General features: G+C 59.2%; 13 protein-coding genes. 7 read left to right on the top strand and 6 right to left on the bottom strand.

The window, feature by feature from the left end; genetic code table 11:
* Positions 1–171: 171 nt before the first annotated feature.
* The 3 genes from DK870_RS16040 to DK870_RS16030 all read left to right on the top strand — a co-directional run bounded on the left by DK870_RS16040 (position 172) and on the right by DK870_RS16030 (position 4,740).
* A complete protein-coding gene (locus DK870_RS16040; protein ID WP_090369491.1) occupies positions 172–759 on the top strand; it encodes a YecA family protein in 588 nt (195 codons plus the stop codon).
* Between the two features lie 11 nt (positions 760–770).
* On the top strand, positions 771–1,196 hold the full coding sequence (locus tag DK870_RS16035; protein ID WP_178126873.1) for a YbaN family protein: 426 nt from the start codon (positions 771–773) through the stop codon (positions 1,194–1,196).
* Between the two features lie 73 nt (positions 1,197–1,269).
* Positions 1,270–4,740, top strand: a complete 3,471-nt coding sequence (locus DK870_RS16030) for a PAS domain-containing hybrid sensor histidine kinase/response regulator (protein WP_161549118.1) — start codon at positions 1,270–1,272, stop codon at positions 4,738–4,740.
* Positions 4,741–4,762: 22 nt separating this feature from the next.
* Here DK870_RS16030 and rmuC read toward each other — a convergent pair whose 3' ends face one another.
* Both rmuC and DK870_RS16020 read right to left on the bottom strand, forming a co-directional pair.
* Positions 4,763–6,241 (bottom strand): DNA recombination protein RmuC, encoded by a 1,479-nt coding sequence (rmuC, locus tag DK870_RS16025; RefSeq protein ID WP_161549166.1) that lies wholly within the window; start codon positions 6,239–6,241, stop codon positions 4,763–4,765.
* Between the two features lie 61 nt (positions 6,242–6,302).
* The gene (locus DK870_RS16020) at positions 6,303–6,626 is read right to left on the bottom strand and encodes a hypothetical protein (RefSeq protein ID WP_060756072.1); all 324 of its coding nucleotides are present in this window, start codon (positions 6,624–6,626) and stop codon (positions 6,303–6,305) included.
* A 457-nt stretch (positions 6,627–7,083) separates the two neighbouring features.
* Between DK870_RS16020 and DK870_RS16015 the strand changes: the two genes are divergently transcribed.
* From DK870_RS16015 to DK870_RS16000, 4 genes are all read left to right on the top strand, one after another.
* The gene (locus tag DK870_RS16015) at positions 7,084–7,389 is read left to right on the top strand and encodes a hypothetical protein (RefSeq protein WP_104994444.1); all 306 of its coding nucleotides are present in this window, start codon (positions 7,084–7,086) and stop codon (positions 7,387–7,389) included.
* Between the two features lie 442 nt (positions 7,390–7,831).
* Entirely contained in the window at positions 7,832–8,056 is a 225-nt protein-coding gene (locus DK870_RS16010) for a hypothetical protein (protein WP_003193022.1), read from the top strand.
* 279 nt (positions 8,057–8,335) lie between these two features.
* On the top strand, positions 8,336–8,818 hold the full coding sequence (locus tag DK870_RS16005) for a hypothetical protein (protein ID WP_060756075.1): 483 nt from the start codon (positions 8,336–8,338) through the stop codon (positions 8,816–8,818).
* A gap of 146 nt (positions 8,819–8,964) precedes the next feature.
* On the top strand, positions 8,965–10,239 hold the full coding sequence (locus tag DK870_RS16000) for an OmpP1/FadL family transporter (protein WP_161549117.1): 1,275 nt from the start codon (positions 8,965–8,967) through the stop codon (positions 10,237–10,239).
* Between the two features lie 87 nt (positions 10,240–10,326).
* On the opposite strand, the gene DK870_RS15995 is transcribed toward DK870_RS16000, so the two are convergent.
* From DK870_RS15995 to DK870_RS15980, 4 genes are all read right to left on the bottom strand, one after another.
* Positions 10,327–10,875 carry a glutathione peroxidase gene (locus DK870_RS15995; RefSeq protein WP_161549116.1) on the bottom strand — a complete coding sequence of 183 codons (549 nt, stop codon included), beginning with the start codon at positions 10,873–10,875 and terminating at the stop codon, positions 10,327–10,329.
* Between the two features lie 149 nt (positions 10,876–11,024).
* A complete protein-coding gene (locus tag DK870_RS15990; RefSeq protein ID WP_060756078.1) occupies positions 11,025–12,233 on the bottom strand; it encodes an MFS transporter in 1,209 nt (402 codons plus the stop codon).
* Positions 12,234–12,287: 54 nt separating this feature from the next.
* Positions 12,288–12,692 (bottom strand): MarR family winged helix-turn-helix transcriptional regulator, encoded by a 405-nt coding sequence (locus DK870_RS15985; protein ID WP_060756079.1) that lies wholly within the window; start codon positions 12,690–12,692, stop codon positions 12,288–12,290.
* A 42-nt stretch (positions 12,693–12,734) separates the two neighbouring features.
* A complete protein-coding gene (locus DK870_RS15980) occupies positions 12,735–13,463 on the bottom strand; it encodes an adenosylcobinamide-GDP ribazoletransferase (RefSeq protein ID WP_161549115.1) in 729 nt (242 codons plus the stop codon).
* Between the last annotated feature and the right edge of the window lie 2 nt (positions 13,464–13,465).

The raw sequence follows: 13,465 nt of genomic DNA, 5'->3' as shown, positions 1-13,465 counted from the left end.
ATCACAAAACGCGGCAGTATACCCGAGCGTTATCCGGCAAAGGGGGCGTCTGACGAATAGTCCCATCGCTCTACCCCGGCAGCCAAACCCGGTAAATGTGGTGTTGCGGCTGGCCTGGGCGCTCAAGAAGGCCTAGAATTCAGCATCGTTTATTCCCAAGGTAGTCCTTCAATGTCCTTCGCTGAGCAACTAACCCGCCTGCAAGCCTTCCTCGACGCCGATGAGCTGCATGACGAGGCGCTGGACTACGTGGCCGCCCACGGTTACCTGACCGCCCTGTCGATCTGCGCCGATGTCGTGCCTGACCGTGAATGGATCGACGCGCTGTTCGCCGAAGAGCCGCACTACAAGGATGCCGCCCAACGCGAGGAAATCGAATCCACGCTGATCGCCCTCAAGGCCCACATCAGCCGCCAACTGGCCTCCGACGAAGAGTTCGAGCTGCCATGCGACCTGGACCTGGGCGATGAGCCGGATGACTCCGACCTGCGCGGCTGGTGCATCGGGTTCATGGAAGGCGTGTTCCTGCGCGAAGCCGCATGGTTCGAGACCGCCGAGGAAGAAGTCAGCGAAATGCTGCTGCCGATCATGGTCGGTTCCGGGCTGTTTGAAGAAGAAGCCGAGTTTTCCGATATCGCCGCCGACGCCAACCTGATGGACGACATGATCGTACAGATCCCGGAAGCCCTGACCGCCCTGTACCTGCTGTGCAACGCGCCTGACGAAAAACCGGCGATCCTCAAGCCACGTCACCACTGAGTCGTTTGCCCATGCCCCCCATGGGCAATCGCTCGCTGCTCCTGCGCTACGCACTGCTGGCCATCGGCTGGCTCAGCGTAGCGCTGGGAGTGATCGGTATCTTCCTGCCGGTGTTGCCGACCACCCCCTTCCTGCTCCTCGCCGCCGCCTGCTTCGCCCGAAGCTCCCCGCGTTTCTATCAGTGGCTGGTGGAACACCCGCGCCTGAGCCCATGGATTCGTGACTACCTGGACGGCAATGGCATTCCGCTCAAGGGCAAGGTCTACGCCATCGGCTTGATGTGGCTGAGCATCGGTTTTTCCTGCTACCTCGTCCCTTTGCCCTGGGCACGTGGCTTCATGCTGACCAGCGCGGTGCTGGTAACGATCTATATTCTGCGCCAGAAGACCCTGCCACCCCGCGACACCAAGTCGCGCTCAGACCTTGGTCGACACTGACTAACCCCAAACATCATGCGAGACTGTCCAGCCGGGCCTGGAATGCCCGGGTGTTCTCAGTTTCGGAGTTACCATGACGCTGTCCAGCGGGCTGATCGCCGCCGTTGCCCTGGCCTATATGGCCATTATGTTTGCCATCGCTTTTTACGGCGATCGCCGCCACGCGCCGTTGCCGCCGCGCATGCGTGCCTGGGTGTACAGCCTGTCGCTGGCCGTTTACTGCACCAGTTGGACCTTCTTCGGCGCCGTAGGCCAGGCCGCCGAACAATTGTGGGCGTTTTTAGCGATTTATCTGGGGCCAGTGCTACTGCTGGTGCTGGCACCCTGGGTGCTGCAGAAGATGATTCTGATCAGCAAGCAGGAAAACATCACCTCCATTGCCGACTTTATCGCCGCCCGCTACGGCAAGTCCCAATCCCTGGCCGTGGTTGTCGCACTGATTTGCCTGGTCGGTGTACTGCCCTATATCGCCCTGCAGCTCAAAGGCATTGTGCTGGGCGTGAACCTGTTGATCGGTTCCGGCCCTGACACCACGGGCACTCGCGCCCAGGACACGGCCTTGGTCGTATCACTGGTGCTGGCGCTGTTCACCATTGTGTTCGGTACGCGCAACCTCGATGCCACCGAGCACCACCGTGGCATGGTGCTGGCGATTGCATTTGAATCCCTGGTCAAGCTGTTCGCGTTTCTCGCGGTTGGCGCGTTTGTAACCTACGGCCTGTACGACGGTTTCGGCGACCTGTTCACCCAGGCGGTACTCGCCCCACGCCTGGAGGAGTACTGGAAAGAGACGATCAACTGGCCGTCAATGGTGGTGCAGACCGGCGTAGCCATGATGGCGATTATCTGCCTGCCCCGGCAGTTCCATGTCACGGTGGTGGAGAATATCGATCCCCAGGATCTGCGCCTGGCCAAGTGGGTGTTTCCGGCTTACTTGATCCTCGCCGCATTGTTCGTGATTCCCATCGCCCTGGGCGGCAAAATGCTGTTGCCCGGCTCGGTATTGCCAGACTCCTACGTGATCAGCCTGCCCATGGCCGAAGCCCATCCGGCCCTCGCGGTACTGGCGTTTATCGGCGGTGCATCAGCCGCCACCGGCATGGTGATCGTCGCCAGCATCGCCTTGTCGACCATGGTTTCCAACGACATGCTGCTGCCGTGGCTGCTGCGACGCTCCAGCGCCGAACGGCCATTCGAAGTGTTCCGTCATTGGATGCTGTCGGTACGTCGGGTCAGTATTGTGCTCATCCTGTTGCTGGCCTACGTGAGTTATCGCCTGCTCGGCTCCACCGCGAGCCTGGCCACCATCGGCCAGATCGCTTTTGCGGCCGTCACCCAACTGGCCCCGGCGATGCTCGGCGCGCTGTACTGGAAGCAGGCCAACCGTCGTGGCGTGTTTGCCGGGTTGGCAGCGGGCACATTCCTGTGGTTTTACACCTTGGTCCTACCGGTTACCGCGAAGAGCCTGGGGTGGTCGCTCAGCCTTTTCCCAGGGCTGACGTGGATGCATTCCCACCCGCTCGGCTTGTCCGTCACGTCGCTGACCCTGGGTACCGTGTTTTCCCTGGCGGGTAACTTCACGTTGTTCGTGTGGGTCTCGATGCTGTCGCGCACACGGGTCTCCGAGCATTGGCAGGCCGGGCGATTTATTGGCCAGGAAATCCACCAGCGCGCCAGCGCTCGCTCCATGTTGTCGGTGCAGATCAGCGACCTGCTCAGCCTCGCTGCACGTTTTGTCGGTGAAGAACGTGCCCAGCAAAGTTTTATTCGCTTTGCCTATCGTCAGGGCAAAGGCTTCAACCCTAACCAGAACGCCGACAATGACTGGATCGCTCATACCGAACGCCTGTTGGCGGGTGTGCTCGGCGCCTCTTCGACGCGCGCCGTAGTAAAGGCTGCGATTGAAGGCCGAGAAATGCAGCTGGAAGACGTCGTACGCATCGCTGACGAAGCCTCCGAGGTCCTGCAATTCAACCGGGCATTGCTGCAAGGCGCGATTGAAAACATCACCCAGGGCATCAGCGTGGTCGACCAGTCGCTGAAGCTGGTGGCCTGGAACCGCCGTTACCTGGAGCTGTTCAACTACCCCGAGGGCTTGATCAGCGTCGGCCGGCCCATTGCCGACATCATTCGCTACAACGCCGAACGTGGCCTGTGCGGCCCCGGCGAAGCGGAAGTGCATGTGGCTCGACGCCTGCACTGGATGCGCCAGGGCCGCGCGCATACGTCCGAACGCCTGTTCCCCAATGGTCGGGTGATCGAGCTGATCGGCAATCCGATGCCCGGCGGTGGGTTTGTCATGAGTTTCACCGACATCACTGCATTCCGCGAAGCCGAGCAAGCCTTGACCGAAGCCAACGAGGGCCTGGAGCAGCGGGTGACCGAGCGCACCCATGAGCTATCGCAGCTCAATGTCGCGCTTACAGATGCCAAGAGTGTGGCGGAATCCGCCAGCCAGTCGAAGACCCGCTTCCTGGCTGCGGTGAGCCATGACCTGATGCAGCCGCTGAACGCGGCACGACTGTTCTCCGCCGCCCTCTCCCACCAGCACGACGGCCTGTCCACCGAAGCCCGGCAATTGGTGCAACACCTGGACAGCTCGCTACGTTCCGCCGAGGACTTGATCAGCGACCTGCTGGATATCTCTCGCCTGGAAAACGGCAAGATCAATCCGCAGCGTCAGCCCTTTGTCCTCAACGAACTGTTCGACGCCCTGGGCGCTGAATTCAAGGCGCTGGCCCAGGAACAAGGCCTGCGTTTCCGGCTGCGCGGAAGCCGGTTGCGGATCGACAGCGACATCAAGCTGCTACGGCGGATTTTGCAGAACTTTCTCACCAACGCGTTCCGCTACGCCGACGGCCCGGTGCTGCTTGGCGTACGCAGACGCCAGGGCGAGCTGTGCCTGGAAGTCTGGGACCGCGGCCCCGGCATTCCACAGGACAAGCAAAAGGTGATCTTCGAAGAGTTCAAGCGCCTCGACAGCCATCAGACACGTGCCGAAAAGGGGCTGGGCCTGGGCCTGGCGATTGCCGATGGCTTGTGCCGTGTGCTGGGCCATACCCTGAGTGTGCGTTCGTGGCCGGGCAAGGGCAGTGTATTCAGCGTGCGCGTGCCCTTGGCGCGCAACCAGGCCAGCCCGCAGCTCAAGGCCACGCAAGACAATGGGCAACCGTTAAGCGGCGCGCAGGTCCTGTGTGTGGACAACGAAGAAAGCATCCTGATCGGCATGCGCAGCCTGCTGACGCGATGGGGTTGCGAGGTGTGGACTGCCACCGACCAGGCGCAATGCGCGGCCCTTCTGGCTGACGGTGTGCGCCCGCAACTGGCGCTGGTGGATTACCACCTGGACCGCGGCGAAACCGGCACCGAACTGATGAGATGGCTGCGCGCACAAATGGCAGAGCCCATCTCCGGAGTCGTGATCAGCGCCGACGGGCGGCCAGAAACGGTGGCCGAGGTGCATGCAGCAGGCTTGGATTACCTGGCCAAGCCGGTCAAGCCGGCGGCGTTGCGGGCGCTACTGAGCCGGCATCTGCCCCTGTAATCAGGCGGCAGAGGCCGTGCGCTTACTCAGGTAAATGCACCACACCATCGGCATCGGTCATCGCCCTCTCGAGCAAATCCGCCGGCAGGCTTTTACTCGCACGCGCGCCGAGCAGTTTTAATTGCTCGGTACGGCTGACCAGATTTCCTCGTCCATCCGTCAGCTTGTTTCGTGCCGCACTGTAAGCTTTGTCCAACTGTTGCAAACGGTTGCCCACTTCATCCAGGTCCTGGATAAACAGCACGAACTTGTCGTAGAGCCAACCGGCACGCTCGGCAATCTCCCGTGCGTTCTGGCTTTGGCGCTCCTGCTTCCAGAGGCTGTCGATCACGCGCAAGGTGGCCAAGAGCGTCGTGGGGCTGACAATTACGATATGACGGTCGAAGGCCTCCTGGAACAGGTTCGGTTCGGCCTGCAATGCGGCGGAAAATGCCGCCTCGATGGGCACGAACAGCAACACGAAATCCAGGCTGTGCAAGCCTTCCAGGCGCTTGTAGTCCTTGTCGGCCAAGCCTTTTACGTGATTGCGCAGGGACAGTACATGCTGCTTCAACGCCGCTTGGCGGATCACCTCGTCATCTGCCGCCACATACTGTTGATAGGCGGTCAGGCTGACCTTGGAATCCACCACCACCTGTTTGTCGCCAGGCAACATGATCAGCACGTCCGGCTGGAAACGCTCGCCATCCGGGCCTTTGAGGCTGACCTGGGTCTGGTATTCGCGGCCCTTTTCCAGCCCTGCATGTTCCAGCACGCGCTCCAGGATCAGTTCGCCCCAGTTGCCCTGGGTTTTCTGGCCCTTGAGCGCACGGGTCAGGTTGGTGGCTTCATCCGACAGGCGCAGGTTCAGTTGCTGCAGGCGCTCCAGCTCTTTAGCCAGGGAAAAGCGCTCGCGGGCTTCGTTCTGGTAGCTTTCTTCCACGCGCTTTTCAAAGGATTGGATGCGCTCCTTGAGGGGGTCGAGTAATTGACCCAGGCGCTCCTGGCTGGTTTCGGCAAAGCGCTGTTCACGCTCGTCGAAAATCTTGCCGGCAAGTTCAGCGAATTGCGCGCGCAGTTCATCGCGCGAACCTTGCAGATCCGCGAGGCGTTGTTGATGGCTGTCCTGTTGCTCACGCAGCTCGGCACGCAGCGCCGCCGAAAGTGCGTCGAGACGACGCAGTTCGGTGTCCTTGGCATTGCGGTCGAGGTTCCACGCGTGAGCGGCGTCGCGGGCATTATCACGGTCGATCTGCAACAGCTCGACTTCGCGGCGCACGGCGGCGAGCTCGGCTTGCTTGGCGGCATTCGCCTGGCTCAGGTCACTGATCTCATCACGGCTCGCATCCAGCTGGGCGGCAATTCCTTCTTGGGCCAATTGTGCGTTCGCCAAGCGCTCTTCGAGCAATTCCCAGCCGGCCATGCGCGCCGTCAGCCGCCGCTGAATCTGCCAGCACAGCGCCAATAACGGCACTGCTGCACCAGCAAGACCCAAGGCAATACTGGTCCAGTCTAAAACCATAGCCATTTCTGCCTTCACCGAAATAGAGCAAGGTTAACCAAGCACAGGGCAGGAAGACAGCTCAGTCTTCGACTTGACCCAGTTCGCGTTGAGCACGCCGGTCACCGGCGCGAGCCGCCAGGCGCAACAGGTCGTGGCCGATGCGGCGGTCGCGGGCGTTGCCGCATTCACGGCACATCAATTGCCCCAGGCGGCTTTGTGCGGCGACCACGCCTTCACGGGCCGGCTGCTTGAGCAAGCGCCCAGCGAAGTGCTTGATGTTGGTGCTCTGCCCCAGGCGCGGGCTATCGAGCAGCCACAAAGCGACCTTCAAGGAGAAGCGCTTGGGTGCGGTAACAGTTTGAGGGGTATCGGTAACAGTGGGTGATACTGAGCGAAACTTCATAAAGCACTGTGGGACAGAACGGAGGGCGCGCCACTCTACTCTTTTTTTCGTACAGGTAAAGCTGAAAAAAACCTGCCGGCCCGTTCTAGAGCAAGCGCTTGGGACAATCCACAGAAGCTGTGGATAACTCAGTGGACAACCTCTCTTTAACTCTCCCAAAGGCCCATGGAATGGGGGCCGCAGTCAAACTGACGATTTTTTCACCAATAAAAAAAAGCGAGATTTTTCATTGACTTAAATTTCCAATACAGGCTAACGAAGCCCCTTGCGGACGGTTGACAAACCGGTTACACACTCCGCAACTAATGTGCACAAGTCCCCTTCCAATGGTTATATCAAGGGAGCTTTTTGGTCCCACACCGCCTGAAAATGTTACCGACAAGGCAGAGCCAGGGACTTTTCAAATCCGTCCCGCCTCGCCACACTGCCCACCGACAACGCAACCGTGAAAGCATCCATGAAAGGCATTCTGTTATTCGCCGTGCTGTTGCTGGCGGTATGCGCGACCTCGTTGGGAATCAATGCAGTACTGCCTTCACCCGACGGCGCGCTGTTTGCCGGCGCCATCCTGCTATCGGCCGCCTTTACCGCGACCAGCCTGTGCATCGAACTGGGCGAAGGCAGGATCAGTGACATGCGCGACGTGATGAAGGTGATCGAAGCCGGCCAGTCCCTACGCCTGACAATCGCGGCTTACGGCCTGGGCTGTGCGCTGGCCGCATCCCTGACCGTACTGGTCTATCGTGGCCTGCTCGGTGCCTGATTGAAGTTTTTCAGCTAGCACACTTCCCTTCCTTGTTTCAATCCGTTACTATCCGCGGCGTTAGTACCAAGCTGAAAGTCAATTCTGGTCGAACAAGTCCCCTGAAAAGCACGGGATCGACCACCTCGATGGTTTCCAGGTATCACTTGCGACGACACTGCCTTTGAACAAGCAAAGGGTGCCGCCAAGTTTCAATACTCTGACCGAACCAACCTGCAAATTGATCAGGATCTTCACCCCGGGCCCAGAACCTTTGCCCTTGTTGTGTCGCCTGCCCTCCTAAGTACCTACCTGCCAGCCCAAGCGCGCCAAACTTATCAGCGCTTCAACTGGCTGCTTTGTTCCAGTCGGGTTCTTCGCTTGGTCAATGGTGATCAGCGTTACTGGAACGTTTTAACGTTGCACGGTTCTTATCCGTGTCATTTGTAGGAACACCAATAATATGAACGCTCAAATCCACACTCAGGATGCCATTCGCACCCTCACTAACGCTTTTGCCCCAATGAACTGCCTGATCATGGCTGCTCGCAAAGGCTGCTTCAGCTTCACTCTGGTCAACGAACACGGCATCGCACGTCACAGCGAACGCCTGTACCCCGATCAATACTCCAGCGCCGAACCGCTGCAGGCTGTGATCGATCGCACCCGTCAGGCATTGACTGCCTGATCGACCCAGGTCGCTGAAATACAAAAACCCTGTCTGACGGCAGGGTTTTTTATTGCCTGAAATTCGGTAGTTGAGCTTTTATACTAAGTTCAAATAGATATAAACGTTATAACTAAATGAAGGAAATATTTTAAAAACAGTCCTTTACATCGCAAATATGACACTACACTTCAACTCAGGCGGCATGATCCGCTTCCGACGGGGCCTGAGATCCAATTCACCGCTGCCAAGCCCTCCTCTCTCAGGCCTCGTCATCCACTTTCATGGATTGAGGCTTGTATGGGTATCGCCGCCAGCGAATTGTGTCGTTATGTGATCCGGCCGACCTTGATGTACCTCGGCCGCCATGATCCGACAGCCGAATCCCTGCTGCTGGGCATCGCCGCCAGCCAATCGGAACTGGGTTCCGCCCTGCATGATCGGCGCGGCCACGGCCTATACAGCATCACCGAACCTCGGCACCGCGCCCTCTGGGACGACTACCTGGCACTCGACCCCGAACGTGCCAGCCTCGTGCGTGGGCTGGCCAGCCAACATGCATTCCTGAGCGCCCCGCAGCTGGAGCTGACGGTGAACTTGCGCTACGCCACGGCAATCGCCTGGTTACTGGTGGAACAACACAGCCCAGCCCTACCCCCGCCAGGTGATGTATTGGCGATGGCGCGTATCTGGAAAGAAATATTTCACCCTCAAGGCCGGCTGCGGGATTTCACCCGTGCGTGGCAAACCTGTGTTTCACCCATGAATCAGGTGACTTGTTGATCAGGCGTTTTGCAAGATTCGGCTAAAAACGGCGAATCTGGTCGGATTGTCCTACAAAACCGCTCTATCTCCTGATTTACGGCCTATAGCGCTAACTCAAATTTATTGCTACTTTCCGCAGCGGTGATCACCACGGAGTTCTAATAATGAAAAAAGTAATGCTCAAGACCACACTTAGCCTCGCCGTTACCATGGCATCTTCCCAACTGTTCGCAAGCGGCTTTGCCTTGAACGAGCAAAGCATCAGTGGGATGGGCACAGGTTTTGCGGGGCGCTCCTCATCTGCCGATGATGCAAGTACTGTCGCCGGCAACCCTGCTGGTATGTCGCGCTTGAAGCGCGATCAAATCACTGCCGGTGTCGCAGCGATCGACGCCAAAACCGATATCAAAAATACCAGCGGTGGCCCACCTGGCGGCACCAGCGACGGCGATATGGTTCCATTTACCAAAGTCCCGATGCTGTTTGCCGTGAAAAAAGCGACCGATGATCTGGCCTTCGGCTTGGGTGTATACGCTCCCTTCGGCCTGATCACCAACTACGAAAACACCTCTGCCAGCCGCTATTACGGCAAGAAGAGTGATGTGAAGGTCGTCACCATCCAGCCCACTGTCAGCTACGCCTTCAACGAGTACGTGTCGGTAGGTGTTGGCCCAACCTTCAACAAGATCAGCGGCAATCTGACCTCGGCCACCCCTTTTGCTCCAACCTTCGGCCGCAATGACGGACTGGTCGACATCAAGGGTGATGACACTGCGTGGGGTTATAAGGTAGGCATATTGGTGACGCCATGGGCGAGCACGAACATCGGCCTGACCTATACTTCCAAAGTTTCTTATAACCTCACAGGCCACACCGATATTTCCGGTGTAGGGTTCGGTCCTTTCAACGGTGGTCGCTTTGATGCATCGTTGAACATTACCACGCCAGAATCGTACGACCTTTCGGTCACACATAAGCTGGATGACCAGTGGACCTTGTATGCTGGTACCACATGGACTCGGTGGAGCCGCCTAAAAGAAATCACCGTCAACAACCAAGGAGTTTCGCCAGCCCTCGGAGGAGCGGCCGGCCCAATTGGTCGAATCAACGAGCCACAAAACTGGCATGACACCTGGGCTTCGGCCATTGGCGCTTCGTTCCAGGTCAACAAACAGTGGGTCCTGCGTACCGGCTTCTCGGTTGACCAATCGCCGACCAACAATACTGACCGCTCGGTGCGCATCCCAACTGGCGACCGTAAGGCCGTCAGTTTCGGTGCGGGCTTCAGCCCTAACGAAGATTGGACTATCGACGCAGCTCTTTCCTACTTGTGGGAAGAAGAAGTCAACGTCAACCGTACCGGTAAAGGCAACGCCTACAACTCCGAGTATAAAAACAGCGCTTGGGGTTACGGCTTGGGTGCAACCTACAAGTTCTGATTCACTGCGAGCTCACAGGCTCGCCAGTTGAATACAAAAAAGCCCCGCTCTCCCGTAAAGGAGGCGGGGCTTTTTCGTGGCCGAAGATCAGGGTTTGGACGCCAGCGCCTGCTCAACCGCCTTGATCAGATCCGAGCTGTCCGGCTTGGTCAAACTGGAAAAGTTGCCGATCACCTTGCCTTGCCGGTCGACCACGTACTTATAGAAATTCCACTTCGGCGCGCTGCTCTGTTGCGCCAGGATCTTGAACAGGTGCACCGCATCCGGGCCTTTGACTGTCTGCGGTTCGGTCATGGTAAAGGTCACGCCGTAGTTCACGTAGCAGACCTTGGCGGTCTCTTCGCCGGTCTTGGCTTCCTGCTTGAAATCGTCGGAGGGCACGCCAATCACTTCCAGCCCTTGGCCCTTATAGCGTTGGTACAAGGCTTCGAGCCCTTTGAATTGCGGGGCGAACCCGCAGAAGCTGGCGGTATTGACGATCACCAGGGGTTTACCAGCAAAGCGCTGGCACAAATCGATGGACTCCTTGGCCCGCAACTTGGGCAATTGCCCCTCAAGCAGCGCCGGGCAATCGGCGGCCATGGCCACACTGCCAACAGCCATCAGAACGGGTATAGCGAGCCAGCGCATCAACATGTCGAAGGTCCTTGTTCAGTTCAGACACCGAACTTAACAGATCGCCATGCCTAACTGCATCAACGCCAAGCCACCGTTCTGCCAGCCCCACCAGGCCAGCAACAGCAGGAATACACCTGCCGCCACTGCCAGACACCGCGCCGTTACACTCATGCTGTCCCCATTTGTGCTTCCAGCCGCGCCACCGGCCGTTCACGGACCGGCCAGTTCAGGGCCGCAGCGAGCAGGCTCAACAGGATAGCCACCTGCCAGATCAAATCGTAGTTGCCCGTCCGATCATAGACCACGCCGCCCAACCAGCCACCGAGGAACGAGCCGAGCTGATGGAACAGGAACACAATCCCGCCGAGCATCGACAGATTTCGCACACCAAATAGCGTCGCTACCGTGCCATTGGTCAGCGGCACGGTCGACAACCACAGGAAGCCCATGGCCATGCCAAACAGGTAAGCCGTGACCTGAGTCACCGGCGCCCACAGGAACAGCACGATGACCACCGCACGCAGCAAATACAACCCAGTGAGCAAGCGCGGCTTGGACATGCGCCCACCTAGCCAACCGGCGGTGTAGGTGCCAAATACGTTGAACAGGCCAATCAGCGCCAGCACCGTGGTGCCTACGGTCGCCGGCAAGTGCTGATCCACCAGATAGGCCGGCAGGTGCACGCCGATAAAGACCACCTGGAACCCACAGACAAAGAAGCCGAAGGCCAGCAGCCAGAAGCCGGAATGGGAGCAGGCTTCACTCAAGGCTTCGCGCATCGTTTGCTGGCCGGCCAGGGTGGGCAGCGGTTTGTCCTTGAGCATCGCGACCAACGGCAGGATCAGCGCCACCATCATGCCCAGCGTCAGCAAGGCGGCCGACCAGCCCAGCCAGCCGATCAAACCCAAGGTGCCCGGCACCATGGCGAATTGGCCAAAGGAACCTGCGGCGCTCGCAATGCCCATGGCCATACTGCGTTTTTCCGGTGGCACGGCGCGTCCCACCACTCCCAGAATCACCGAGAACGAAGTGCCCGACAGCCCGATACCGATCAACAACCCCGCACTCAGGGACAACGACCACGCCGAATCGGACATGCCCATCAGCACCAGGCCGACGGCGTATAACACGCCACCGACAAACACCGCCTTCGTCGCCCCAAAACGGTCGGCCAAGGCTCCGGTAAAGGGTTGCGCAATGCCCCAGATCAGGTTTTGCAGGGCGATAGCGAAGGCGAACGTCTCACGCCCCCAGCCGAATTCGGTGCTCATCGGCCCCAGGAACAGGCCGAAGCCATGCCGTACACCCAGGGACAACGCCAGGATCAGCGCACTCCCCAACAAAACCCAGCCACTGGTGCGCCACATCGTGGTCATTTCTTATTCTCCGCTCGCGGGTATATACCCGCTTGTATTCGAACAAACTCGCTTTCAAGCGAGTTCGTCCAGCAAGGCCAACAAGGTTTCGCGTTTCTGCGCACCCAGTCGATCGATCAGTTTCTGCTGCGCCGCCTCCCAGGCCGGCAAGGCGGCGGCCAGTCGTTCCTCACCCGCCGCAGTCAGCAGCACCAGGCGGTTGCGCAGGTCATCGCCCTCGACCAACTGCACCAGCCCTTCCCCTTCCAGCACTCGGAGATTGCGCCCCAAGGTGCTGCGATCCAGCCCCATGGCCTCGGCCAGGCTGGAAATACTCGGCTGGTCGAGACGTTGCAGGTTACACAGCAAAGAATACTGGGCGACGTTGATCCCGAAGCCGTCGAGAGCGCCGTCGTAATGCCTGCTGACGCCACGGGCGGCACGTCGCAGGTTGGTGCATAAACACTGGGAGGCAAGCATAGAGCGTGTATATACCCGGGATTAAGAAAATGCAAGAAAGTGTTACAGCACCAGCGCGATCAGAACGGTCATTTCCAGTAGCTCCAGCAGCGCCCCGGCGGTGTCGCCAGTGGTGCCGCCCAGCCGGTTGACCATCAATTGGCGCAAGCCGAAAAAGCTCAGCGCAGCGATTAAAACGGCGACACCGCCGCTGAAGCCGCCGATCAGCAGGCAGGCCAAGCCACTCAGGATAAGTACTTGCTGGCCGACGATCCGCGGTAAATGATCCGCCAGCGCCTGCCCCAGACCGCCCGCACGCACATAACGCGTGGTCAGGAACAACGCCAGCATCGAAGCCCGCCCGATCAACGGCGCGAGGATCAGCGCCACGCCATTGCGCTGCTCAATCAAGGCCACCAAGGCGGTGAACTTGAGCAGCAGCACCAGGCCCAGCGTCACCACAGCAATCGGGCCGCTGCGTGGATCCTTCATGATGGTCAGCGTGCGCTCGCGGTCGCCGAAGCCACCGAGCCAGGCATCTGCGCTGTCGGCCAGGCCGTCCAAGTGCAAGCCGCCACTGAGCAACACCCAGGCCGTCAGCAAAAGCGCGGCGTGCAGTAACAGCGGCGCGCCCATCAGCGCGATATTCAGGCCCCACAACAGCAACCCGAACAGTAAGCCCACCAATGGATAAAACAGCAGCGAACGCCCCAGCTCCTGAGGCTGCGGCATGCCTGGCAAACGAATCGGCATGCTGCTCAGAAATTGCAGAGCGATCCAGAACGGCAGCATCG

The sequence above is a fragment of the Pseudomonas sp. Q1 genome, assembly GCF_009935975.1.
In the GTDB taxonomy this organism is placed as follows: domain Bacteria; phylum Pseudomonadota; class Gammaproteobacteria; order Pseudomonadales; family Pseudomonadaceae; genus Aquipseudomonas; species Aquipseudomonas palleroniana.
The sequence above is the reverse complement of the archived record's forward strand: the minus strand, read 5'-3'. Positions and strand labels throughout refer to the sequence as shown.

Coding starts and splice junctions, on each gene's coding strand:
- DK870_RS16040 (WP_090369491.1), top strand. CDS start 172: ATGTCCTTCGCTGAGCAACTAACCCGCCTGCAAGCCTTCCTCGACGCC.
- DK870_RS16035 (WP_178126873.1), top strand. CDS start 771: ATGCCCCCCATGGGCAATCGCTCGCTGCTCCTGCGCTACGCACTGCTG.
- DK870_RS16030 (WP_161549118.1), top strand. CDS start 1,270: ATGACGCTGTCCAGCGGGCTGATCGCCGCCGTTGCCCTGGCCTATATG.
- rmuC (WP_161549166.1), bottom strand. CDS start 6,241: ATGGTTTTAGACTGGACCAGTATTGCCTTGGGTCTTGCTGGTGCAGCA.
- DK870_RS16020 (WP_060756072.1), bottom strand. CDS start 6,626: ATGAAGTTTCGCTCAGTATCACCCACTGTTACCGATACCCCTCAAACT.
- DK870_RS16015 (WP_104994444.1), top strand. CDS start 7,084: ATGAAAGGCATTCTGTTATTCGCCGTGCTGTTGCTGGCGGTATGCGCG.
- DK870_RS16010 (WP_003193022.1), top strand. CDS start 7,832: ATGAACGCTCAAATCCACACTCAGGATGCCATTCGCACCCTCACTAAC.
- DK870_RS16005 (WP_060756075.1), top strand. CDS start 8,336: ATGGGTATCGCCGCCAGCGAATTGTGTCGTTATGTGATCCGGCCGACC.
- DK870_RS16000 (WP_161549117.1), top strand. CDS start 8,965: ATGAAAAAAGTAATGCTCAAGACCACACTTAGCCTCGCCGTTACCATG.
- DK870_RS15995 (WP_161549116.1), bottom strand. CDS start 10,875: ATGTTGATGCGCTGGCTCGCTATACCCGTTCTGATGGCTGTTGGCAGT.
- DK870_RS15990 (WP_060756078.1), bottom strand. CDS start 12,233: ATGACCACGATGTGGCGCACCAGTGGCTGGGTTTTGTTGGGGAGTGCG.
- DK870_RS15985 (WP_060756079.1), bottom strand. CDS start 12,692: ATGCTTGCCTCCCAGTGTTTATGCACCAACCTGCGACGTGCCGCCCGT.
- DK870_RS15980 (WP_161549115.1), bottom strand. CDS start 13,463: ATGCTGCCGTTCTGGATCGCTCTGCAATTTCTGAGCAGCATGCCGATT.